This is a genomic window from Thermogemmatispora aurantia (genome assembly GCF_008974285.1).
Classification (GTDB): Bacteria; Chloroflexota; Ktedonobacteria; order Ktedonobacterales; family Ktedonobacteraceae; genus Thermogemmatispora; species Thermogemmatispora aurantia.
The window spans coordinates 88,687-114,327 of record NZ_BKZV01000007.1 but is presented as its reverse complement, the minus strand read 5'-3'; the positions used below and the strand labels follow the sequence as shown (position 1 = coordinate 114,327).

Sequence of the window (25,641 nt, the reverse complement as noted above, 5' to 3'; positions counted from 1 at the left end):
AGCCAGAGCATAGGAGAGGAGGTAGCAGTCGATGGCCACCACCGAGAGCAGCTCGCCTGTACAGAGACCTTCGCCTCAGCCAGCAGGACCACCCCGACGCGGCAGGCTCCTCCCCGCCCCTTCTGTCTTCCGCCTGGCCTGGTGGCGCGCACGGAGTAGCCGCGGCATGTTGCTGGTCGCTGGGCTTGGCATACTGGCCGCAGTTATCCTCGCGGCCTCCGGGCCACTCTACTCGACGCTGGCTATGACGGCAGGCCTGCGGGCGGTCCTGCTGGCCAGCCCACAAAATCGAGCGGTGATCGTGCAGGCAACTACACAGCAGATCAATGCCGCTGTGCTTACTCCTATCACTAGCTCCATTGACCAGGATGTCCATCAATATCTTGGTCCCTTTGTGGGACCGTTGCATCTCTCGCTCGATGTTCCCTCGCAAAAGGTAATCGCGCGCGACGGCCAGCGTCTGAATCCTGCAGTCGATGACCTGGCCCTTGTTACACAGCCTATCAGTCAGGCCGCTCAGCATCTGACGCTCGTCTCTGGCCACCTGCCCCCGGCACTGACAGCGGCTCAGGCACGGCGCCAGGTGACAACCACAGGGGCCAGTCTGGCGATCGCCCTCAGTCAGCAGGAGGCCCAGCGCTGGCAGGTCCACGTCGGCGAAACAGTGGCTATCCAGCTGGTCTACAATCTCTCTGGACTGACGACTGGCGTGGACCCTTTCAACTTGCGCCGCGTCCGCACGCTGACGCTTCACATCACGGGTATCTTCTCGAACCAGCACCACGGGGCCAGCCTGGACGAAGATCCTTTCTGGCATCAGGAGACTTTCCTCAGCGCCGACCACCAGGGCGTGGGCCTCAATGGCGAGGGGGCCGACTATACGGCGCTGGCCGATACCACGACGCTGCTTACGGTGCTCGATAGTTTTTATCAGCAACTGCAACATGAGCAGAATCCTGCTACGCTTACGACTCAGCCCGTGCTGAGCTGGCTCTATGAGCTGCAGCCAGCCCAGATCACAATCGATCAGCTCCCGGCCATCATTGCCGGCGCGCATAGCCTGCAGCTCGATGTGGCCAATCGCAGCGCTGAGGATAGCCCGGACGCCCTGACGCAGGAACCGTTTGTAACGGGCACAACCGTTCTCCTTCCTTCCAATACACTCCAGGAATATCAGGATCGAATTGGATTGGTAAACATTCCGGCCACGGCGGTGCTGGTGCTCATCGTGGCGCTGCTGCTCTTCTTTGTGAGCATGATCGCCGATTTGCTGGTCGACCGCCAGAGTGAGGCCATTGCCGTGCTGCGCAGCCGTGGTCTGAGCCGCAGCCAGGTTTTCGCTCTTTTTGCCTGGCAGGGTCTGCTATTGAGCATACTTGCGCTACTCGTGGGCCTCGGCGGCGCCGGGCTGCTGGTGCAGTTGCTGGCTGTTTATCTTCTGCCTGCAGATGGTCCGAGCGTGCTGAGCCTGGTAGCCGAGGATTGGCCGACGCTCCTCTCATCTCTCGGCTGGCCCGCCGGGCTGACCGCGCTGGCCGCCCTGGGGGCTTTGCTCACAGCACTTTGGCGCCCTCTCCGCACGAATATCGTCAGTCTGCGCCGCGAAATGGCACGCTCGACGCATCGTCCGCTCTGGCGCCGCTTTCACCTGGACATCGTCTTTTTACTGCTGATGCTGGCAGGATACGGCCTCTCGCTCTATTTTGTGAACAGCAACGTGCTCGATGCCCGCTTGCGCCTGCTCTTGCTCTCCCCGCTCTCACTCCTCGGTGGGGTCTGTCTGCTCCTGGCAGCTATTCTGATATTTTTACGTCTTTTACCACAGTTGTTGGCCCTGGCCAGCAAGTTGGCCGCCAAGCGGCGCGGGGCTGCACCACTCCTGGCGGTGGCCCAACTGGCACGCTCGCCACGTCAGCCGGTACGCATGACCCTCTTGCTGGCTCTGGCCACAGCCTTTGCCATCTTCAGCCTCGTTTTTCTCAGCTCGCAGACACAGCGAGCCATCGATGTCTCAACCTACACGGTGGGGGCCGACTTCAGCGGTCCTCTGGCTTTCCCCGGTCGGCTCGATGATCTGGCCGATTTGACCGCCACCTATCGGCACTTGCCCGGGGTAGAGGCTTCCTCTCTTGGTTTTGCCACAACCGCCAGCGCCGGTGGCTCTCTGCAGCTCCCCATTGGCCTGCGTGCCGTTGATAGCGCCACTTTTGCCCAGGCTGCGCTCTGGCCGCGCCAAGGCTCCGACCCCGCGCTCCCCACGCTGATCACGCTCTTGCAGGCACGCCGTAGCTGGGGCGAGGCCCATCACCTGGTACCGGCCATCATCGACGAAGCCGCTGCCGAGTCGTTGCATCTCTCCACCGGCTCAACCCTGGTGCTCACAGTAACGGCGACGCCGGGTTCGCCGCCCATCGAGACCTCTTTTCTGGTGGTTGCGCAGGTGCAGGCAATTCCTACTGTGCTCTCCAGCCCCCAGGGCAATGTCGCCAACGGCATTCCCGCCGGCGGCGTCCTGGTCGACTACCAGACCTACGCCGATATCTTTGAGGGGCCAGCCCTGGCGGCTGGCAGCGATTTGCTCCCGCTCAATTATGTCTGGCTGCGCACTTCCGAGAAAGCCTCTGATCTGCAGCATCTCCGCCTGCTGCTGGCCAACAGCGATCTAGAGCTGACACAAGTGTATGATCGACGCACGTTGTTAGAAGAGCTTCGCTACGAGCCGCTCTATCTCGATCTCCTCGGCCTGTTGACGCTCGGGGTAACGGCAGCGCTCGTGCTGGCTCTCGTGGGGAATCTGCTGGCATCGTGGCAAAGCGCTCGTAGCCGTCTGCTGCAGTTCGCCGTGCTCCGCGCTCTGGGAAGCAGTAGCCGCCAGCTGGCAGCGACGCTGGCCTGGGAACAAGGGCTGATCTATGTGATAGCAATCGTCTTGGGAACTGTCTTCGGCCTCGTACTTGCCTGGCTGGTGGTGCCAGCGCTGCTCTTTACTGGCGCTCCGAGTGGTGGCTCCGGTAGCAGTGCCGGTAGTACCGCCCTCTATGTTTCACAGCGTGTCCCTACCGTTCAGCTCATTTTTCCACCGGCCCTGCTCGCCCTCCTGGCAGCTTTGGCGCTCATCTGCGTACTGGCGTTGATCTTGCTGGTGAACCTGGTGACGCGCCTGACCGTAGCTCGTACGTTGCGCCTGAACGAGGACTAGTGACCAGTGACAGGTGGATAAGCCCGCCAGATGTCGTCCAAACGAAAGCGAGCGCGGACGATGCCGATCGTCTCGCGCTCGCAGCCGCTGTTGATCGAGGCCTCCCTACTTGTTGGTTCCCCGTCCGCCAGAAGGAGCGACTGGCTGGGTTTCGCTGACCAGCGCACCGGCCTCAACTTCATGAATATAACGCCGGCCACGCAACAGCGAGGCCACCGCAGCCAGCAGGCAGAGAACGAGCGAGAGATAGAAGACCGCCCGCAGGCCGACCATGAACGGCGAGGCAATGAGGTTGGGGAAGAACATCTTACCGAGCAAGTGGGCACGCTGCGCCGGGGCGATGTGTTGCAGCACCGCAGCCGGCAGCAGGGTAGCCATCGGGTTGTAGCCCAGGAAAGCAGCGAAGAGGGCCGAGGTAGGCGGCAGATGAGCAATCTTATCCGCCACCGCCGCAGGGACCCCCGCAGCCGTCAGGCCCGAGGAAAGCGCTGGCGGCAGAGCCGTAGCCAGACCAATGGTCACCACGCTAAAGAAGATGCCGATGCTCATGACTGTGGCCGAGTTCTGGAAGGTCGAACGCATGCCAGAAGCCACGCCGCGTCTGTCCGCTGGTACGCTGTTCATAATGGCCGTCGTATTGGGGGCCGCAAACATTCCCTGCCCAATCCCCATCAGCAGCAGAATCAGCGCAAACCAGATGTAGTCGAAATTGGCCGGCAGGAAAGTCAAGCAGAGGAAGCCCAACGCCTGGATAACCATGCCCAAGGTCGAGAAGAGACGCGCCCCAAAGCGGTCGGATAGCCAACCACTCAACGGCCCAAAGGCGATAAAGCCAATCATGAGTGGCAGCATGTAGATGCCGGCCCACAGTGGCGTCTCCTCAAAGCTGTAGCCGTGAAGTGGCAGCCAGATTCCCTGCAACCAGATGATCAGCATGAACTGCAGGCCACCACGCGCAATGCTGGCTAGCAGGCTGCTCAGATTGCCCGCAGTGAACATGCGGATCTTGAAAAGATCCAGACGGAACATGGGATCGCTGACGTGTAGCTCGACGAAGACGAAGGCTACCAACAGAATGATCCCGACCACAATCGCCAAAATGACCAGAGGATTGGCCCAGCCCATCGGCTGGTTGCCATACGGCTCAAGGCCGTAGGTGATGCCAATCAGCAAGATGGTTAGCCCCAGCGCAAAGGTAATGTTGCCCAGCCAGTCAATCTTCTGATGGCCGCGAATGGTTGCTGTCTCGCGCAGCATCCAGTAGGCCCAGACGGTTCCGAAGAGGCCAAAGGGCACACTGACCAGGAAGACTACCCGCCAGTTGATGGTCGCCAGAATACCGCCCAGGATCAGACCTATGATGGAGCCAAGGATCGAGGCAATCTGGTTGATGCCCATCGCCATGCCTCGCTGATGCGGCGGGAAGGCATCGGTCAGGATGGCTGTGCTATTGGCAAAGAGGAAGCCACCGCCTACACCCTGGATCAGGCGGAAAATGATCAGCTCCAGGGCCGCTGCGTTGCCTTTGCCTGGCGTTAAGAAAAGGAGGATGCTCCCCAGGGTGAAGATGGCAAACCCCAGGTTGTACATGCGGACACGCCCGAACATGTCGGAGATGCGTCCAAGGGTCACCAGGAGCGTGGCCGTAACAACCATGTAGCCTAGTAGCAACCAGAGGAAATAGTTGGTCTCCCCAGGCGCTAGCGGATTGATGCCGATGCCAGTGAATATCGCTGGGAGCGCAATGAGCAAGATGCTGGAGTTGATGGTGGCCATCAACATGCCCAGCGTGGTGTTCGATAGCGCGATCCACTTGTAATGTGGGCCAAGCTGGGGCCGCTCTCCACTGACCTGTACCTGTTGCTGTAGTGTCTCACTCCGTGCCATACCGCTCTCGCTCACCTTCTTCCTGCTCTACATACTCTTCAAACAATACATTTCACTTTATGAATACAACGACCAGAGAAAAAGGCCGCCAGCGTCGCGGGCAGCCACAGACAAGCAACTCTTGTGGAAGGCACCAGCCCGGTCTTGACTGGTGCCTGGGGGTTGGCTCCGCCCCGTGCCGTTTCACGTCGTCCTCGCTGGCCGCCTGGCAGAGCCTCTCTAGACTTTGTCCGAGGCTCGCTCATAATAAGGAGGGCGCAGGTCGCCGGGGCGTCCACTGTAGGGAGCCAGACCTGCACCTGGACCAAGCTCCCGTTCCGGCACATTCAGACGGCGCGCTTTGCGCTCCAGGGCCAGTAGAATCAGATCGACGGCGCTATCCAGATCGAGCACATCGGTATTGACCACCAGGTCATAGAGATGCGCATCAGCGGGGTGCCGCCGATACTCAGTCTGCAGATAGCGCTCGCGATCATGATCCTTGCTCTGGATACGCGAGCGCGCCGCGTGCTCATCCAGACCCTCACGGCGCATCACGTAGGGTATACGCCTCTCCAGCGAGGCCACAATGCGCACATGTAGGACGTCTCGCCGATCGCCTAGCACAACCTGGGCCCCGCGTCCGACAATAACGACGTGCCCAACGGCAAAGGCTCCCTTGATGACGCGATTGACGGCTTCGCGATATTCTTCGGGATTGGTAAAGAGGGCTACCGGTGTGCTTTCGTCATAGATGGCCGGATAGACTGCTGGTGCAATGCCCTGCATGCTGGTGAGGATTCTTGAGAGCAGGCTCTCAACGTGCTCATCGCGCGCTGCCGCCTCTTCTTCGCTCACTCCCAGCTCCCGCGCCACCTGGACCACAACTTCGTGATCCACCAGATGCCAGCCTAACCGCTCAGCTAGTCTTTTGGCAATCTCCCCCCCACCGCTGCCATATTCACGTGAAATGGTCACGGCTCTCATCTGATTGATACTACCAGACTCTCCGCTCATACCCTCCCTCCTTCGCCTGGCCGCCGTGCCAACGCTCCCTACGCGCCAGCACTCGGAAGCGACCGGCCTTTAATTTGATATTCAAACTATCTCACTTACCAACTATACTACATTCAAACTAAATGATCAAGGTCAGCAGGGCAGCGATTCCTGCAGTTGAACAACGAGGAGGCAAAGAGTGAGCAGGTGCAAGGTGCGAAGGCAAGGGGTCAGATACAATGGTAACCGATGACCACCCCGACCCGAGAGGCGGGCCGGGCCAGGCCGGGTAAGGCAGGGAGCAGGAAGCCGAGGGCGCGATGCGCCCTCTCTCACTGCGCTGTGGGGCTATACTCGTAGGCCCCGATATCGCAGGCTCCCTGCTGTGGTCGTCGCAGGCCGCGCTGATCGACCGCGACATCGCAGTCGGCGGCAGGAATACGGTTGATCGCAGGACTACCTGCCAGCAAGGCATGTGTCTGCGTGGGTCCCCCGTTGGCACGCAGCAGTGGATCAATGTCGAGCGGAGTCGAGCCAGTGCCCACGAGATCAAGATGGTGGCGTCCACTGGGGTCGAGGAATTTGGCCCCAGAGGCGCGCTGAATGAGGTTATAGCCTCCGCTCGTCACCTGACCCAACAGGTCAGGGGCTACGTTCGCAGTATTAGCGGCCAGCAGCGAGTCCTGGAGCGTAATCTGTGAATCCTGTCCCTTTCCACTCCCTGCTAAGATGGCCAGACCACCTCCGCCAGCCGCGCGGTTGCCATAGATAGTGCAGAAGTCAAGTCGGCCATCGCTCTCGTTGATGAACACGCCGCCACCAAGGCTTCCCTGTTTCCCCTGCGCGCTATTATCCGAAAGCGTCGAATTGACCAGCGTGAGCGTAGTCTTCTGGGAGCCCGACGATGAAGACAGAGAGAGCGCTAAGAGGCCTCCGCCTTCGGCATCACTGTCAGCGGACTGGGCCTGATTGTCTGCCACGGTACTGGCCGTCATCACCAGGCTACCTGTCACCATGATGCCACCGCCCATGGCCCCCCCTTTGACCGAGGTGGTCGAGGCCACCACGTTATGGCTGACAGTACTGTTGCTGATCGTCAGCGTTCCTTCGGCAAAGACTCCTCCGCCCGTAGCGAGGTCACCCTGACTACTGACACGGTTGCCACTCACCGTGCTCTCCATGATGGCCAGCTCCCCTTCCGCCAGGAAGAGACCCCCACCGCTAGCGAAATGGGCCTGCACCTTGTTATTGCTGACCAGGGTGTTCTTCAACGTTACTTTGCTTCCAGCAGCCTGTAGACCTGCGCCTGCCCCCTGCTGGGCTGCGACGATACTGTTGTTAACCAGGCGCGTGTTGATGAGCTGAACAGTGCTATCGAGGGTGAAAATGCCGCCGCCGAAGGCGCTTTCCTGGCTGCTGACCTGATTGTCAGAAACGTCGCTGCCGTTCAGGGTCAGGCTGCCTTTGAGGCTGACGATAACCGCCCCTGCTGTACCGTTGCTGCTGGTCCCGTTATCCTTAACGCTATTGTCCGTAATCTGGCTCGCGTTCAGAGTGACCTTACCCCCATCATTGAGAATAGCCGCGGCGTGAGCCTCGGGCCCGCTGACCTGGACATGCGTTATGCTGCTCTGCAGCAGGGTCAGATTGCCTTGCTGGCTATTGTCGATAGCGCTGCCTCCGGGCAGGGATGACCCGCCGCTCTCGCTGACCGGAGGAATGGTAATCTGAGCAATGCGACAGCGTTGCAAGGTCAGGTTCCCTTGATTGAGAAAGAAATCTCCTGGACTCGGCTGCCGCTCGCTGAAGCTGAGGTCACTGAAAGTGACATTGACGCGGGCGAGAACGCGAATGGCATAGCTGGCTTCGAGGCCCGGTTGACCGCTAATCGTGAGCCTGGCAGCTCCCGGGCCTCGAATGGTGAGACTCTTGCCGATGTCAAGATTGTGTGTAAGGGAGAGAACACCGGTCAGGCCAGGCTGCACGCTAATAGTCTGGCCAGGCTTCGCTTCAGCAATGACCTGTCGCAGCGAGCCTGGTCCGTCGTCCTGGAGCGAGGTCACCTGCAGTGGCGCTACCTGCTGATAGAGCAGCCAGCTCGCAGGAATGAGAAGGCCCAGGATGAGAAGGACGACCAGCGCTAGCCTGACTCGCGCCAGTGTTCTGGCTCTCCGACTGGCGCGCAGAAACATCGCTTCCTGCAGACTCAGCGAGGCACGCTCCTGCCAGCGCAAGGCCTCTTTGAGCAGGGAACCGCGGTAGAGGCGATCCCGCGGCTTGCCGCGCCGCCACCATTCCTGCACATCAGCGCTCACCCTTTGTTGCAGAGGCAGATCTTCGCCGGCCTGACGCACCCAGTCCACCAGCTGCGGCCATTCCTGCAGCAGGGCCTCATGGCTGACCTCTACTATCACCTCCCCCGCCCGGCGCTCGACCGTCAGCAAGCGCGCTGCTATAAAGGCCTCACACGTCTCCTGCATCAGACGGGTCTCCTGCTCGTCTGTCAGAGCTAATTCACTCTGGCGCGCTTGGCGGCGCATTGGAGCCTGACCCTCTCGGCCTGGCAGAACCAAGCGCAGGAAGAGCTGACGCGCCAGAGAGCGATGGCGATCCGAGGGGAGAGAAGCGTAAGTGGCCTCGGCGTGGCGGGCCAGAGCACCACGCACCCCTCCAATGGCCTCGTAAGCACGTCGCGTGAGACGGCTACCGCGCCGTTGCTGAAAGAGCTGGTCCAGGGTGAATTCAAGCAGAGGCAGAGCACCGGGCTGGTCACGGATATCCAGGAGCAAGTCGGCCACCAGATCTTCATCGAAGACCAGCTGGACATCGGGCAGCAGGGCTGGCTGTTCGATGACGGCCCGCAGCTCATCAAGAGTCATAGGTCCTATCGGGCAATGCGTTGGCCCCTGCAAGAGCTGCGCCAGGGACGGGTAGGCCAGAGGCCGATCGTAACAATCAGCCCGCAATGTGAGGAGGAGAAGCAGTTTGCCATGAGGAACAGAGACCGCTGTGGCGATCAGATCGATGAAGCGCCGCCGCTCAGCTTCGGCTACCTCGGGAGTGAACAGTTCTTCGAACTGATCAATGACCAGGACAAGATAGGGATGATCAGGGGCCAGGGAAAGAGCCAGCCGGTGCAGGGCGGCACTATCACCCTGAACGAGGGCCGTATGGATAGCTTCCTTCTCTTGCTGGCTGCCGCCGGCGGCCAGCACTTCCGCGAGCGCCTCTAGGGGCCGATAGGCTGGCCTGAAGACGGCAAGATAGCGCCAGTTCTCGCTGCCCGGTAGCGCCCCAGCTTGCAGCCGGGGGAGCAGGCCAGCCATGAGAAGGCTCGATTTGCCAACACCGACGCCTCCGATGAGAGCCAGCAGGCGCGCAGAGGAGGACTGAGCCGGCTTCTGACCCAGCAGAGCGGCGAGCCGTGCGAGCAGCTCCTGCACGAGCCGCTCACGTCCAAAGAAATCACCCTGGTCCTGCTGGGTAAAGGCTCGCAGCCCCTTGTAGGGATTGCGCGCTTTTCCCTCTTCTTCCAGCGTCAGTATCGCTTGCCTCTGGCGCCGCCTTCCCCATTGCCCATCTTCAATCTGCTGTATAATCTCGTCCAGGGCTTGTCGATAGCGGGCACCGCTTCCATCGTAGAGAAGAGCTGGCGGTACCACCTCTGCCAGCGGCCAGCTGCTCCCAGCTGGGAGCGCTGCGCCTACCCGGAGATAGCGCACTGGACGCTGATAGAGATGGGCCATCTGCAGAAGCTGCTCAGAAACAGGCAGGGCTTGATCCTGGGCCGTAAGCCCTACCAGCACGAGCTGAGCCGCCCGCATCGCCTGTCGAAGCTCCAGCTCATCAGCTTGCTCATAGCGCTGCGCCATAATCACGGTCAAACCACGCTCTTGCAGCGCTTGCTGCAGGTGCTGACTGGCAGGAGACTGCTCGTCCCCAACAGCTAGAATCACGCGCCAGGAGCGCTCACTGTCAACAGGCCACACAACAGGATATTCCTCTCCTGGGCGCAAGGTCTGGCTGCGCTCGATCACCGAATCCGACAGGGCCTCACTGGCAGCCCTGCCCAGGGCACGCGCGAAAAGGATGATGGCCGGATAGCGCTCCTCCACCTTCTTGGCGAGGGCACGACGAATGACACGGTCAACCGACTCTGGCAACGCCGGATCATGCTCACGCAGCGCTGGTGGCTCTTTGGTGAGGTGCTGGTTGATCAAATCAGCAGCCCCACCCTGGAAAGGTCGCGCGCCACATAGCAGCTCGTAGGCCATGATGGCTAGGGCATACTGATCGCTGGCAAAGCTGGGCTGCCCGCGGACTTGCTCGGGAGCCATATAGGGCAGCGTACCAACTGGTGCCGACTCGCCAGCCCCTTCCTTCTGTAAGAGCGGTAGAGCAATCCCGAAATCGCTTAAGAGCAGCCCTTCGCTCCCAAGGAGGACGTTCGCCGGCTTGACATCCCGATGGACAATATTCCGATCGTGGGCATATTGCAAAGCGCCTGCCAGCTGGTAGACGTAGCTGACGACGGTAGCAAGAGGAAGACGCGTACCGCGCGGATGCCTGTCGAGTAGGGTCCCTCCCGGCAGATACTCCATGACAAGATAGGGCTGACCACGCTCGATGGCAAACTCATGCACGGGTACGATGTGTCTGTGGCGCAGACGGGCCAGAATCCGGGCTTCGTGCAAAAAAGCCTGCTCATCTTTTTCTTTCAGAAGCTGCGTGAGAACCTTAATCGCGACCTGAGTTTTCAAGTAGAGATGCTCAGCCAGATAGACCGCACCATATGACCCGCTGCCTAGCAGGCGAATCAGGCGGTAATTGCCAAGTCGCTGGCCCTGGCGCATCATTGCCAGGCTCCTCCATTGTTTCCAGGTAGGCCCCAATGGTCAGTCAAGAGTGAAAGATCCTCTCCATACGCTCATTGTGCCTGACATGTCCAGCACATGAGCCTGCAAGAGAAGGTTACTCCTCTTGCTTGCTATTGTCAAGTGATCCAGCTCACAGAAGATAATCGCCTTGAGAAGGTCCCTCGCGGTCAGCTCTTTTCCGGCTTCTCTCACGGTTTCACTGGGTCTTTCCCGTGTTGAAGTGTGTCACACAGAAATTTGGCATGATTATTGCTGTGATTGAAGAGTGTAAGCCAGGGCAGTAAAACGAGCGCCTGCCCTGACTCCTGGTCGCAGGATGGACCTGGAAGCTGCTTATCCGATCAATGTGAGTCACAGATGACCATTTGACTGATCTGTCAAAGACGAACAAAGGAGAGACTACATGGGCAGCAACACGCATGATGCCGCACCACCCGACTCTGTGCACTGGCACGCTGCCTGTGCCTGGTTCTTCCGCCTCGGGCGCTCCAGCCTGCTGGCGTTCCTGCTCGTCTGTGCGCTGCTTCTTCCTAGCGGCCTCCACCAGGCGAGAGCAGCAGGTACGGCTCCCAACGGCCCGGGCTACTCCTCTATCTGGGCGCCCTCGAACAAGGCTTTCCTTGGCACCGCTGCCAACACTACTAGCGATGTCTGGTTCACCGGCTACAACGGCATTATCAGCGAGGTCTTCTTCCCTACTGCCGATACGGCCAACACCACCGATCTGCAGTTCCTGATCGGCGACAGCGGCCATACCTGGGTCGACGAGGAGAAGGTCGCCACAACCTCCACTGTCCAGCTCTACAATGCCCACTCGCTCGCCTGGCAGGTGACGAACACCGCCAAGAACGGACGCTATCGCATCACGAAGATCATCTACACCGATCCTGCTCGCAATTCGCTGATTCAGCAGGTGACGTTTACCGCCCTCAGCGGCACCCTCTCGAATTACTTACTCTACGTTCTGTATAATCCGGCCATTCACAATGCCGGCAACAACAACACCAGCTCAACTCAGACCTATAACGGTCGTACAATGCTGGTGACAACCGATAGCTCAGGCAACTATGCCAGTGCCCTGGCCGCCTCTATCCCCTATGTCTCTGGCATGACCAGCTCAGGCTTTGTCGGGGTCAACGATGGCTGGACCGACCTGAAGGCCTCCAGTAACTGTGGCAGCAGCACCTGCCCAGACTATACGATGAACTATACGTATAGCCTGGCCAGCAATGGCAATACGGCCCAGACAGGCCTGCTCGATCTCTCAAACGGTGGCAGCGTCAATACGAGCACCGCCACCTCGATCACCTTTAACCTCGTCCTCTCCCTCGGCCAGACCAGCGGCAGTACTGCCGCTGCTACGGTCGCCGAGCAGACACTCAATGCCACCCTGAGCGATACCTCGAACATGCTGGCGACCTATGTCGCCCAGTGGAATAGCTTCGATAACAATCTCACCAGCCCGCCAGCCGTCGGTAGCACGACAGCAATCCAGCAGGCCCGCCAGCAGGAGTACTACCTGGCCGCGAACGTGCTGAAGGCCTCGCAGGATAAGCAGACGGGGGCCTTTGTGGCTGGCCTGGGCGTCCCCTGGGGCGACAGCAATGGCGATAGCGACGCCGGCTATCACCTGGTCTGGGAGCGCGATATGTACAAGATCGCCAGCGCTCTGATTGTAGCCGGCGACAGCGCGGATGCCCTGCGTGCCGTGCAATGGGCTTTTAACACCCAACAGCAGTCCGACGGCCACTTCCCGCAGAATAGCTATGTCAACGGGACGCCCTACTGGAACGGCATCCAGATGGATGAGCAGGCTTTCCCGATCATCCTGGCCTGGAAGCTCGGCCTGACTGATAACAGTACGTTTGTGAACCACATCAAGAAGGCCGCCGACTATATCGTCAATAATGGCCCACGCACAGGCCAGGAGCGCTGGGAGGAGAACAGCGGCTATAGCCCGTCGACAATCGCGGCAGAGATCGCTGGTCTGCTCTGCGCCGCCGATATCGCCCGTGTCAACGGAGATACGACCGATCAGACGCGTTATACCAATGTCGCTGATTATTATCAGGGCATGGTCCAAAACTGGACCTTCACGACCACTGGGCCACTGGGCGGCGGCTACTACTTTGAGCGCATCGATGGCAATGGTAACCCCAACGATGGCGCCTCCATTACGATCGCCAACGGCGGGGGCACCTACGATGAGCGGACAATTGTGGATGCCGGCTTCCTGGAACTGGTACGTCTGGGAGTGATGCCGGCCAATTCCCCCTATATTACGCTCTCCTTGCCAGTGATCGATGCCACCATCAAGGAGACGATCAATGGCTACCCTTACTGGTTCCGCTACAATCACGATGGCTACGGCGAGCATAGCGATGGTTCGAACTACAATGGTACGGGCATCGGGCGCCTGTGGCCAGTCCTGACAGCTGAGCGCGGGATCTATACGATCGCCGCCGGCGGTGATGCCGACCTCTACCTGAGCGCGCTCATGGCCGCGGCCAATTCCTCTGGCATGATCCCCGAGCAGATCTGGGATGCGGCCGCCCCCAGCGGCTATACACCCGGTACACCAACGAAGTCGATGAACCCGCTCAACTGGGCGATGGGCGAGTATATTGTCTTGCTCTTCTCTGAGGCCAATCATCGCGTGGTGGACATGCCTTCGATCACCTACAGTCGCTACGTGACCAATGCCTACCAGCCTCATAGCGGCTGGGTGGTCGACTACGACCCCAATCAGCTCCACCCCGGCAAGGCGCTGACAATCTACTACAACGGCTGGCTGGCCTCACATACCCATGTCTATATCCGTTGGGGAGAGAACGGTTGGCAGAACATTCCTCCCGATGCCGCCCTGGTGAAGCGCAGCGATGGCTTCTGGCAGGTCACGATTAGCGTGCCGACCGATGCCACCCAGATCAATTTCGCCTTCCATGACGACGCGAATAACTGGGACAACAACGGCGGCGGGAACTGGAATGTTCCTATCACTGCCTGAGCAGGCTGGCCCCATCCAGTGAACACGGGGAGGGCCTGGCCGCGCTGCTGCCGATGGTCAGCCACAGCCAGGCCCTGGATCAGGGTACAACTCGTTGGCAATGCTGGCTAGATATTCTCCCCTTCCCCAACGAGCACTGTTGGCCCTGGTAAGGAAGGAGCGAGGGGACTGCGCCCACTTCACTGCCTCAGTGATATTTCCTCGCTCTTTCCTTCTCTCCCTGGCACAGCTGGCTACTGGCGAGTGAGCAGACGCGCCGCTCCTTCATGCAGGAGGTATTGTATCGCATTCAAAGAGTATAAAGAGGAAAACCCGGCAATGCTAACTCAGCGGAGTTGCTAGGGCACTGGCAGATACGGGCGCATCATCTCGTTATCCTCGTGATCAAGGATGTGACAATGCCAGACGTAGCCTGGCCCCTGGGTAGGATCAAAGGGATAGAGATTTTGACCCGGACTAACCTCTTTGAGCGGCGTCGTGATCGGCGCCCAGCGCACGACCAGACGTGTGACCTGGCCGGGATACATCTTGATGGTGTCTTTCCAGCCATCTTCACCCGCGTCAGGAAGCAGCAGCGGGCCGCGCAGATACGGCGTCACATCGGGATTGCCGCCCAGCGCGCCCCGGGCGTTTGGCCGGCTATAGGGCAAGGGAGGACCATAGCCCGGAATAAAGACCCCCGGCGGATATTGTACCGGCCCCCAGGAACCATCTGAGCGGAGACCGTTATAGGTCCCCCCAGGGAAGAGTGAGTCGTAATGCGCTCGATAACCCTCAACATCCAACGCCTGGCGATTGAGCAGCTGGAACTGGACAAGATGAATATGAATGGGATGAGCATCCTCAGTGAGGTTCACGACCTCCCAGATCTCGGTTGCCCCAACACGCGGCAACTCGGTCAGGTAACTCCCCTGCCCCTGCCTGTCGGGCTGAGACCCTGGCACTGGCTGACCGCTCCCCTCGCGCATACCGCTCCACTTGGTGTTATTGACCAGCACCTCGACAGGCCCGCCCGGTCCTTCCACCTCAACAAGTACCAGTTGCCGTCTGACCGCGGGCTTCACTTCCGCCGCCAGCATACCCGTCTGAGGATTAGCCAGGCGCACCAGCACCGGCGGCTGGCGGACTCCTCCCCGCAGCGACAGACCGCTGGCCGGATTGTAGGTCCTGTCCGCCTCTGACAAGGGCAGCGAGACCCGAATCTGCATGATCCGCCCGTTGGTAGCCGGATCAGGCGGGTCGCCGTCAGGGAAGGGGGCCGGTGCGCTGTTGATCAAGAGCAAGGTCCGACCAGCATAGGGAGCAAAGTCAATGATCACATCGGCTCGCTCTGCCGGGGCCAGCAAGAGCGACGGCGAGGTCCTATCTTGAGGGTCATTGAGCTTGACTGGCCTGTCAAGCAGGCCTCCATCCGTGCCAATCTGCCAGAAGATCGGCCCTGGCTCCTGGCTCAGGGCATCGACCAGCCGCATCTGGAAGAAGCGAGCATTGGCCGCATTCACAAAGCGAAAGCGATAGCGCCGCGGCTGGACATTCAGATAGGGCCAGGCTTTACCATTGACGACAATGACATCGCCGAAGAACTCGGGAATCCAGTAAGGATGAATAGAGGGATTGGGCGGTGTCCCATTGAGGCCAGTGGGATTGTTGGGCGGCGTCCCATCGGGAAAGAGCAACTGCCCATGCGTGTCAAACTGCCGATCCTGGATCATCAGCTCAATCTCCTGGGCACCAGCCGGCAGACCGAGCGGATTGTCTGGCCGCCCGGTATCGTGGGCATCGCGGATCAGATAAAAGGCCTCCAGCCCCGCGAAGAGGGTCAAACGGGTCACGCCCAGTGTGTGATCGTGGAACCAGAGCGTCGTCGCTGGCTGCCTGTTGGGATACCAATAGACCGCGGCATTCGGTGCCGTCGGCCTAGCAGTGCAGTAACCTTTGCCATGCCGTCCATCGGAGGTAAACCAGGCTTCGGGCGCCCCATCAAAGGCGGAAGGAACTTCGCCACCATGCAAATGGACCACCGTCGGAAAAGCCCCTGCAAAAGGCGCGGTCGAACCCATTTGCCCTAATGGATCAGCCCAGTGAATGGTCTGGTCAACAGTAAGGAGTGGCAAAAGCTTCGATTGATGCGCTAACGGTAGAGCATTGACATAGGTCACAATGGTAGGCACCCCCTGCCGTGCCTCGATAGTGTAGCCAGGGTAGTGCGGCGGGCGCTCACCTATCTGGTAGCCCCAGACATAGGTACCAGCGCTGAAAGGGGGACTGAGGCGGGCATAGCAACTGGTCGGCAGAATGTGCTGCTGAAATTCGACTATGTGCACCTGAAGCTGAGAGGCACTGACCCGAGAACCGGCAAAGGTGGGCAACGGCTCGACAAACTGCGGGATCTCAGCCCCCGGCAAGGGTGTCTGGGCAACACGTAGCGAGGCAGAGACACGCGAAGCCCTAGGCAGCGAGAGGGGAAGTAGACCTCCGAAACCCAGGGCAGCACCAATTTTGAGTAGCTGCCTGCGAGTCGGCATATGCTGATGCTCCTTTCCAAGGACGTTTCGATAAAGCGAGTACTCCTTGCAAGCTGCATTACAGGGAACTGTCTTATGAAATAAAAGGAGCAACAAACTCTGGTGTAGCCGGCTTCCTGCTGAACAAGAGGGACAAAAAGAAGAATCAGAGGAGTAACGAGAGACCGGTCAGACCAGGGATCATTGTAGAGAACAAGCGAGTATGCAGCGTCTCGGGCTCCCTTGCCAGGCCAGTCGCTCGAGGCAAGCCATGTCACAGGAAGCGAGGAACTCGTGTTGCGCTTGGCTCTTCCTCTGTTCTCTGGGGGATAGTCTCGCGAGGTCCTTTCCGCTGGGAGGGGCGATGAATGAAGGATTACACAATGGCTATGTTTTCGATCCATTGTGTATATATACAAGCAACTGAGACCTTTGAGAGTAGAGCCGTGAGGAAGGCTCGTCCCTGTTGTCCCTCACTGGCCCTGGCACGGTGAGAGAGTAGCAGACTCCCCATTGATAGGGTAAAAAAAGGCCGTCACGTATTGTCAAGAGAGCATTGCTTATGAAATATTTTTCAGCAAAAGCTCTGCTAGCATGCCATGCCTTTTTCGTAGGTGATACAGCAGTCGAGGACCTGGCGATCTCAGGTTCTCAGCTATAGTTGAGGCCAGGGCGCCTCTCCTCACGACAGAAGAGCTATTCATCTTTCCCATGCCCTTGGGGTCATAGGGACATGGTGGGTCCTTGCCTTCTCCTTTGTAGAGAAGCCCGGTGCCGGCAACCGACAAAGCTAGCGGTCCTGCGGCAGGCCGTCTGGTTTTGGCCAGCGTCCCAGTTTACCCTGGGCGACCAAAGCCCCCAGCACCTCCATGATGATCCGTCCAGCAAGCAGAGCTGTCAGATCGGCCACATCATAGGGAGGGGCCACCTCCACCAGCTCCATACCTCGCAGGCCCTCACGCGCCGCCAGACGGACCATTCTAAAGACCTCACGTGGTAGTAATCCCCCTGGCTCGGGCGTTCCTGTTCCCGGAGCAAAGGCCGGGTCCACCACATCAATATCAAAGGAGAGCCAGACCGCACTCGCTCCTTTCCAGGCAACCTCTAGCGCGTACTCCATGATACGCTCGATACCATAGCGATCGATGTCGTCGAGCGTGATCACGGTTGCCTGCCGCTCATGGGCCAGGCGCATGCCTTTCTTGGAGCCAGTCCAGCCACCGATACCGATCTGCACCAGGTTGGTGGGGGGCACATTCGGCAGGGTGGTGGCATGAAAGAAAGGCGAGGCATGCATGCGCTCGTCGTAGGTCCGCTCGCTCAGGTCGCTGTGCCGGTCAAAGTGGATCACGCCCAGCTTGCCCTCAACATGTGGCGCGACTCCACGCAGAGTGGCGTAGCCAATGGAGTGGTCGCCGCCAAGGACCACAGGGAAGGCTCCTCGCTCGACGATGTAGCTGAGAGCGCGCGTGATCTGATCGAAGCTCTTCTCGATGTGCGAGGGGATAACCTGGATATCGCCAGCGTCAACCATAACCAGGGCTTCGTGCAGATCAAGGCCACGCTCGGGATTGTAGCCATAGCTCAGAGCGGAGGCCCGCCGAATAGCCGCCGGCCCGAAGCGCGCCCCTGGGCGGTAGGTGGTACCGCTGTCCAGGGGCACCCCGACGATGACCACATCCTGCCCCCCAAGCTGCTGCATATCACGAAGAAAGGGCACCTGCAGAAAGGTAGCCTCTCCTGTCCCTCCGCCTAACGTCCAGGGTTCGCGTCGAAAGAGGGTGAGGTTGCGATCCTCAATGCTGGCTGCCGCCTCCAGCCCATAGCGCCGGGCTTGCTCTCGCCGCGCGCTGACCTCCGCCCCTTCCTGCTGCTGAGCCTGCCAGCGCATGGCCCATGTGCCCCGCAGGTCCTCGCTCCGCAGCTTCTGATGCCCCTCTTGCTGTTCGTCACGATCGCTGCTCGCTCTGTCCACCATGCTACGATTATCCTTTCCGGTTGCCGCGCAACACGAAATAAGGTCCTCTTCCTTTTCAAGTGAGAATCTCGGGAGAAGATCCCCGACCCAGGAGACCAAGAGAAGCCGTTGCTCCTGGACAGGCTCAGACCAGCATCTGCCTGACAAGCTAGTGGGCCGCGCAACGCGCTCGAGTCGGCCTGGCCCGCCGTGCCGCTCGTCAGCAGGCTAAACGGCGGGCCACCAGTGCTCACGAGGCAGCGCGCCAGGCCAGAGCGCGTACTGGAGAGCCATCAAGGCCCCGTAGCGGCAAGGGTAGGAAGGAACACTGATAGACGACACCGCCGACCAGCCGATCCAGGCGCGCCAGATTCTCGACAATGAGTACATCATTGCCCAGCAGGGTAGTATGAGCATGCCGGGTACCCTGCACGCTGGAATCGACACTGAGGGCATCGATCCCTACCAGCGAAGCGCCGGCTTCGACCAGCAGCTGCGCAGCTTCTGGGGAGAGATAGGGATGGCGCAAGTAGCGCTCACTCTTCCAATAGAGGTCCCAGCCGGTGCGCAGCAGCACCGCCCCACCAGCTGGCAGCACCTTCAGCTGAGGCCGCAGCGCCTCCGCAGGGATTGGCGTATCCTCTCCACACCCTTCCAGGGACACCACAATGCCAGTGAGCAGGAAGCGCTCCGGGGGATACTGCGTAATGGTCTTCCCCTCCGGTATCAGATGGGAAGCGGCGTCAATATGGGTACCGGTATGCGTCCCCAACACCAGACGCGACACCTGCCAAGGTGGCTCGGTCTCCACCGCCTCAACGCGCGGCTCCGGATCACCAGGGAAGACCGTCATTCCCTGCTCGATTGCATGAGAAAGGTCGATGAATTGCATCAGAGTGACCTTTCCCTCCTTTCGCATGCCAGTTGCTTTTTAACATCCCTCACCGGTTGATTGCTCTCGCTCTCCCTTCTCAGTCTTGCCCACCGTCCGATCACGCCGACCGGCTCTCACCCGGCGGCGCGACCAGCTCAACCTCGTGTGAGAGGGACTGGCACAGATCCTGTAGCACTTCCTCAGGCACTTCAGGCCGGGGGCGCAGCAGATAGCGCGTCTTTATTTCGACGCCGGCGATGCGCGTCACATCGGCCACCGCCTGGAAGCCAGCCACTTCGATGCCACGCCGTGAGGCATAATTGCTGGCGTCAGCCCCTATCCAGAGACGGCGCAGGCCCTGCTCTCGTAATACTCTGGCCATATAGACGAGCAGGGCAGGATAGAGCCGCCGGCCACGGTATGGCGGCAAGGTGGCGCAATCCCAGATATAAGCCCTCCTTGCCCGGAGGCGAATCGTGAGTCCCAGCTCACCTATCTCTTCCTGATTGAAGGAGACCCAGCCATAGGAGGCCAGGATTTTTCCTCCGTCCAGATAGGCCACATAACACTGGCACCCGCGTGCAAAGCGCTCCACTACTACAGCGGGATCGGCCACCTCCATCGCTGTCGCCAGCTCTTCAGCACGCTCCGGGCCAGCCTGCAGAAAGGTAGCTGGTAGCCGCGCTGGCGAGCTGGTCATGATCGGACGACGGTCAAGATCGAGAAACCAGAACGTTCCTGTGTGTTGCACCACGGAAGCAGCCACATGACTCATCGGGTGCGCGCCTCCACTCCCTCTTCTACCGTCGCAGGCGCGCGTCGCTGACTGAGTTCGGCAATTGCTTCAGCTAGATGCTCCTCTTGAATATTGTACGCCCCCGCCGCTACACGCAGCTTGTGAGCTGTTGCCAGCACATCGGCGATGGTATAGCCCTGCGGCGGTTCAAATTTGTAACAGGCCATCTCCAACAGTTGCCCGTTTGGATCACGGAAGTAGATCGAGTCCATAAAGCCGCGGTCGATGTTGCCCGTGTTCCAGATGCCGCGCTCGTTGAGTCGTCGGGCAACCTGATTGTAGGTGGCACGCGAGACTGTGAAGGCCAAATGGTGCAGGTTTCCAATGCCCTCGGGGTTGGGCGTCGGGTCATTGGCCCGGTCCGGTCGCACAAAGAAGGTGATCAGACGCCCATCACCAGCATCAAAGTAGAGATGGATCTCCTCCGGCACATCAAGATTGGGCTGCTCCATGATGAGGGGCATGCCGAGGAAGTCCCGATAGAATTCGATGATAGCCTCGCGATTGGAGCCAACAAAGGTAATATGGTGAACTCCCTGTACCTGAAGTTTTGCCATGTCTCACTTTCCCTGACAGTGCAATCTCGTGTTTACCAGCTTGCTATATTATATTCTCAAGGAAAGATGACTTGCGAGATCAACTATCTGCGGGCCTGGGGAGCGCTCCCTCTCGCCGAGGAAGCTCACGCCAGCCAGCCTTAGACAGGCCCAGATCAGGCTGAAACGCAGGACTGCTCAGGCCGCCTCTGGTCCAGCACGCACCTGGCCAGGCAGAGCTGAAATCGGTGGATTCGCTGCCGCGTCCAGCCAAACCAGGATAACAGCTATGAGGGGGCCTCGGTGCGACTAGTGGAAGATATCTTCGCGATAGGAGCTAGAGGCTTCCTTGACTCCTGCTGCTTGGAAAAGCCAGGCAACGCCTCGACTACGGTGCCACTGGCATTGTGGCCTTACCTGGGGGAGAGAGCCATGCCGCATTCTCCGGTATTCTCGCCTTCCTCGGTTTTGGAATGATAGCTACGCCGCGGCGAGCGATAGCCACCAGAAGAGCTGCGGGACCGCGCGCGGAGAGCCCCGATGATCTCGCTCGGGCCAACACGAAGATCTGCCAGTAGCCCTCCACGCGCGTTTGGCAAGCTGCCATTACTTAGCATAGGCACCGACTGTCAACGCAGCGTCAATGCCTGGCCAGGCTTAAAATGTCGCAGCCAGCGGCAGCTGAGCCAGTTCGCCGCGCGCCTGATACTTTTCCAGCGTGCCCTGGGCCTCCTGCAGGAGGACACGCGCCTTCTCGTGCTGCACCGACGATCCCGCTTGCAGCGCCGCCTGGGACTGGAGCACCTGGATACGTGCTTGCTCTAGCGGCAGCTCCAGTTCTTCGGCCTGTCTGGCAGCTTCGTGGAAACGTCGCTCGGCTTCCTCCCAGGCTCCGCATGCCGCACGATACCAGGCCCACAAAGCCGTCGCTCGCATTGCTAGTAGCCGGCGCTGCTGACGCTGAGCCGTGGTCAGGGCTGCCTCCAGATAGGGAGCAGCCGCGACAGGTTGAGCACGCAGCAACCAGACCTCAGCCAGCCATAGCTGGAGACGCGTGCGCAGATGGTGATAGCCATACTCATCGATCAGAGCCAGAGCCTCCTCTAGCAGGGCAGTCGCCTCCTCCAGGCGCCCTTGACAGCGCGCACAGAGAGCCAGGCCCCCTCGATACCCTGCTTGCCGTTCAAGGTTGCCCAGCTCTTCAGCCAGAGCCAGCCCCTGACTAAAGGCTTCGGTCGCGGCCCGCCACTCTCCCGCATAGAGATGCAGCTCCCCCTGCGTGCTTGAGAGATGGAGCAGGGCGCCCAGCAGCTCGTAAGTCTCAGCGATTCTTCGCCCTTCAGCTAAAGACGCCTTAGCCGCCTCCAGTTCTCCCAGGAGGAGATGATGATAGGCCGCATTGTTGTAGGAGAGGGCCAGAAAATAATAGTTATGGGTTGCCCGAGCAGCCTCAGCCGCCTCTCCATAGAAACGCAGAGCCTGACGCAGCTGGCCATACTGGGCCGCAATATTGCCCAACTCAAAGAGAGTTGCGCAGAGATCGCCCAGATTGCCACACTGGCGGAGCGCACGCGCCGCCTCCTGGAGATGCTCCTCGGCAGCTACGAGATCGCTGCCCTCCATTGCCAGTGCCGCGCCAAGCAAGCGCTGACCAGCCGCAAGCAGTGCCAACCGTTCGCTCTCCTGGAGAGGATCTGGCACCGCCAGTCCAGCTTCAACACAAGCAATGGCCTCACGATAGTCGTTCATAATCAGCGCCAGCTCTCCCAGCTCGAAATAGGCGCTCTTCCAGGCTACGCGATCATTGAGCTGGCGCGCCAGCATCAAGTAGCGCCGGTACCAGGCAGCTGCCTGCTGGAGCTGTCCCAGGGCACGGTAGACCTGTCCCAGCGCCATCGTCAGGCGCAGCTCCTCCTCCAGGGCGGCTGCCGGGGCCACCAGATCGTAGAGCTGCTGCAAGAAGAGAGCCACCTCCGTGCTGACGTTTTCGCGCGCCAGTTCATCCAGAATCTGCAGTCCATAGCGCCGGGCCCGTTCACTGTCGCCCCCCATCACCGCATGGAGAGCAATCTGCCGTCGCGGAAAATCCTGCTGCAGCGCTGGACATCGTTCCAGAATGGCCGCCAGCTCACGGTGAATCTGCTGCGTCCGCACCTGACTAAGCCGATGCATGACAGCCTCGCGCAAGAGCGCATGTGAGAGGCCATAGCAGCGCGGAGCAGCTTCTACGAGCAAACCACGCCAGAGCAGCTGATCTACGATAGTCAGGAGGGGGGCCTCACGCATCTCGGGCATCTCCTGCAAAAGGGCTAGGGGCAAGGGCTGGTTAGCGATCGCCAGGACCTCCAGCAGCGTGCGAGCCTCACCATCGAGATCGATCAAGCGCCAGAGTACTAAATCATGGGTGGTCTCGGGAAGAGCATGCATGGCTCGCCACTGCAACCAGCGCCGCACATCCAGTCGTAGTCCTTCAGTGCTCTCGCTCAGGACCCCATCAGCTTGCAGCTGCCTCAGCAGCTCCAGCAAGATAAAGGGGCTTCCTCCTGAGCGCTCGTATAACCAGGCCGGGAAGGTGGAGGCCACCGGCAAGGTCACGATGCGAAGTGTCTCTACCAGAGTTGTCACCGCCTCCGGCGTCAACGGTCCCAGTGAGAGCACCTGCACATGCCCATGTCGCCGCCCAAGCGTCAGCAAACGCTGCAAAGCTGGGACCAGCTCAACCGAGGCACTGGTCCCTATGAGCAGGATAGGCAGCTGGTGAACACGCAGAGCCAGAAAACCAAAAAGCTGGAGTGTCGAGCTATTGGCCCAATGGAGATCGTCGATCGCCAGGAGCAAGGGAGCTGTGTGCGCCAGGGTCCGCAGCGTCTGCCAGAGCGACCACATAAAGCGCCCCTGTTCCTCCGGCAGAGCGCTTCCGAGAGCGGGTGAGGCTGGCGTTAGCGCATCGGCGAGAGGATCTAAGCCCAGTCCCTGCAGGGCCTCCCAAAAAGGGCCGTAGGCCAGCAATTCATCAAACGGCGAACAGGCCCCTCGCAGCACGATCCAACGCACCGAGAGCGTCTCTAGCCCCGCCATCAGCTCATCTAATAGCCGCGTCTTGCCGCTACCATCCTCACCCTGAATCAGGACCGTTGCCCCCTGACCCGCTCTCGCCACCTGCGCAGCCAGCTTCAGCAGATGGCTCAGCGTTTCCTCACGCCCGACAAAAGGCAGCATCCAGCTCGACCCACCAGATCCAGAGCACCCTGGCCCGCCCCTACCAGCCTGGCCACCGTCACAGGCCCCAGTACTCCGGCGTCTTGTCAAAGCCTCTCTCACACGCTCCTGTAGGTCAACAGGAGGAGGGAGGCCCAGTTCCTGCCGCAGAAATCTCTCGTATTGAGTATACTGCAGCCAGGCCCTGCCGAGAGAGCCAGAGCGCAGAGATAGCTCAATCAGCCGGCGCTGATCAGCCTCGGAGAACGGATCTTCGTGGACCAGGCGCTGCAGGTATTCTATGGCCTCCTCCCAGTGCCCTTCTTGCTCAGCATAGGTCGCCAGGCGGCTCAACGCTGTCAGATAGCTCCGGCTAAGAGCCGCCTCCTCTGCCTGCAGCCACTCATCAAAGAGCGGCGCCCCATTGAGCGTAAAGCCCTGCAATAGCCGCCCGCGGTATAACTGCACCGCCTCCGCCAGAGCTTGCCTGCTGCTCTCCTGGAAGAGATGTCGGAAACGTCGCAGGTCACAGACTAGCAGCTGCTCGGCCAGAGAGACATAGGGGCCATCGACCACTAACGCCTCGGCCAGGCCATACGATTGGAGGGTACGACGAATGACATACAAGTTGGAGCGCAGCGAATGGCGGGCGTTATCTTCAGGCACATCGCTCCATAACAAGGCCGCTAGATGCTCACGTGGCTGAGGGCCTTCAGAGGCCGCCAGATAGTAGAGGAGCGCCTGCGCTTTCTGATGATGCAAAACCAACGGTGTACCGGCAATGCGTACTTCGGGAACACCCAAAAGACGGAAAACCAGTTGCCCGGAAGACATGTTCATAGCTGTACACTGCCGTTTTTAGCTTGCAATGATCCCTTCGCTGCCTTGAAGAAAGCGATCATTTTTTTACTCTATCCCCATCCCTTCGCATTTGCAAGAGCATTATTACGGCCCTGCTCTCTTCCCTCCAGGTCCAGCAAGTACATCTTCGCACCCGGCACGGCTGGTCACCACCCCTCTATAGCCTTTGCCTCTGTCATCTCTGAAACAACGGAGTCTTTACACAACTGGAAGAGACAACACCGTATCTTTTTCCCAATCAACATCTCATCAGCACGCCTGAAAACTACACTTCTTAACGCAAGCGAAAAAGCAGGAACTGGCCACTACGTTCCCAGTTCAAAGATCAAAGAAAAGCTTCATAATAGGATGCCTCCGGCATGCATAGTCTATCGGCCTGGCATAGCCAGTATAGCCGCTCAGGGCAGGAGGAGGTCACGCAGCAGGGACAAGAGCATAACATAGCCGGGCAATTGGCTAGCGACACCCCATTACGGGGAAAAGAGAGCGTTGCCAGCATGGGGACACTGAAAGAGATGGCCTATCTCGTTCGCCAGGGACCTCTCCCACGCCTCCCTTCGCTGAGGTATGTCCCTCTGCGCTACCGAGGTTGGCTTCCTATGCCGGTGGCCAGGCGCTACCAGTGCCTGGTGATCGGCGTTGCCCAGGGCGTGGCCACCGTGGCCCTGGCTCGTCCAGGCAACGCCGCTTTTTATACGCTGCTGGAAGAGATCACCGCCTGTACTGTCTTCCCGGTGCTCGTTTCTCCGTCCTCACTGCGTCTGGCAATCAGGCGTCTTGAGCGCGATCAACGTCACTCGAGTCTCGCTCTGCATCCTGCCTATTTTCTTCATCCTCGCCAGTTCAGCACGTTATCACGCCTTCCACTCCGTTTCTGAGAGCGGCAGGCTGACAGCTGCAGCCTCTCCGGCATCACCGCATTTCAACCAGCATAAGCATCAGGCAAAAACCGGCGGGTGATATTGTGCTT

12 protein-coding genes are annotated in these 25,641 nt (G+C 59.8%); 3 read left to right on the top strand and 9 right to left on the bottom strand.

The window, feature by feature from the left end; translation table 11 throughout:
• The first annotated feature begins 31 nt into the window (after positions 1-31).
• Positions 32-3,199 (top strand): FtsX-like permease family protein, encoded by a 3,168-nt coding sequence (locus KTAU_RS18780; RefSeq protein WP_151729822.1) that lies wholly within the window; start codon positions 32-34, stop codon positions 3,197-3,199.
• A gap of 105 nt (positions 3,200-3,304) precedes the next feature.
• Here the strand turns inward: KTAU_RS18780 and KTAU_RS18775 are convergent, their stop codons facing one another.
• The 3 genes from KTAU_RS18775 to KTAU_RS18765 all read right to left on the bottom strand — a co-directional run bounded on the left by KTAU_RS18775 (position 3,305) and on the right by KTAU_RS18765 (position 10,917).
• On the bottom strand, positions 3,305-5,086 hold the full coding sequence (locus tag KTAU_RS18775) for an MFS transporter (protein WP_151729821.1): 1,782 nt from the start codon (positions 5,084-5,086) through the stop codon (positions 3,305-3,307).
• 219 nt (positions 5,087-5,305) lie between these two features.
• Positions 5,306-6,082 (bottom strand): cytidylate kinase-like family protein, encoded by a 777-nt coding sequence (locus KTAU_RS18770; RefSeq protein WP_151729820.1) that lies wholly within the window; start codon positions 6,080-6,082, stop codon positions 5,306-5,308.
• A gap of 311 nt (positions 6,083-6,393) precedes the next feature.
• Positions 6,394-10,917: a serine/threonine-protein kinase gene (locus KTAU_RS18765; RefSeq protein WP_151729819.1), complete on the bottom strand. Its 4,524-nt coding sequence runs from the start codon at positions 10,915-10,917 to the stop codon at positions 6,394-6,396.
• Positions 10,918-11,341: 424 nt separating this feature from the next.
• Between KTAU_RS18765 and KTAU_RS18760 the strand changes: the two genes are divergently transcribed.
• Complete coding sequence (locus KTAU_RS18760) at positions 11,342-13,945, top strand: glycoside hydrolase family 15 protein (RefSeq protein ID WP_151729818.1); 2,604 nt, start codon at positions 11,342-11,344, stop codon at positions 13,943-13,945.
• Positions 13,946-14,283: 338 nt separating this feature from the next.
• On the opposite strand, the gene KTAU_RS18755 is transcribed toward KTAU_RS18760, so the two are convergent.
• The 6 genes from KTAU_RS18755 to KTAU_RS18730 form a co-directional block, all read right to left on the bottom strand.
• Entirely contained in the window at positions 14,284-16,470 is a 2,187-nt protein-coding gene (locus KTAU_RS18755; protein ID WP_151729817.1) for a multicopper oxidase family protein, read from the bottom strand.
• Between the two features lie 769 nt (positions 16,471-17,239).
• Positions 17,240-18,427, bottom strand: coding sequence for an agmatinase (gene speB / locus KTAU_RS18750; protein WP_151729816.1), 1,188 nt, complete (start codon positions 18,425-18,427; stop codon positions 17,240-17,242).
• A 229-nt stretch (positions 18,428-18,656) separates the two neighbouring features.
• On the bottom strand, positions 18,657-19,298 hold the full coding sequence (locus tag KTAU_RS18745) for a cyclase family protein (protein ID WP_170293426.1): 642 nt from the start codon (positions 19,296-19,298) through the stop codon (positions 18,657-18,659).
• A 100-nt stretch (positions 19,299-19,398) separates the two neighbouring features.
• Positions 19,399-20,055: a GNAT family N-acetyltransferase gene (locus KTAU_RS18740; protein WP_151729814.1), complete on the bottom strand. Its 657-nt coding sequence runs from the start codon at positions 20,053-20,055 to the stop codon at positions 19,399-19,401.
• Positions 20,052-20,633, bottom strand: coding sequence for a VOC family protein (locus tag KTAU_RS18735; RefSeq protein WP_151729813.1), 582 nt, complete (start codon positions 20,631-20,633; stop codon positions 20,052-20,054). The genes KTAU_RS18740 and KTAU_RS18735 overlap by 4 nt, the downstream gene beginning before the upstream one ends.
• A 636-nt stretch (positions 20,634-21,269) precedes the next feature.
• Positions 21,270-24,650, bottom strand: coding sequence for an ATP-binding protein (locus KTAU_RS18730; protein WP_151729812.1), 3,381 nt, complete (start codon positions 24,648-24,650; stop codon positions 21,270-21,272).
• A 380-nt stretch (positions 24,651-25,030) separates the two neighbouring features.
• Between KTAU_RS18730 and KTAU_RS18725 the strand changes: the two genes are divergently transcribed.
• The gene (locus KTAU_RS18725) at positions 25,031-25,549 is read left to right on the top strand and encodes a GspE/PulE/PilB domain-containing protein (protein ID WP_151729811.1); all 519 of its coding nucleotides are present in this window, start codon (positions 25,031-25,033) and stop codon (positions 25,547-25,549) included.
• Positions 25,550-25,641: the final 92 nt, after the last annotated feature.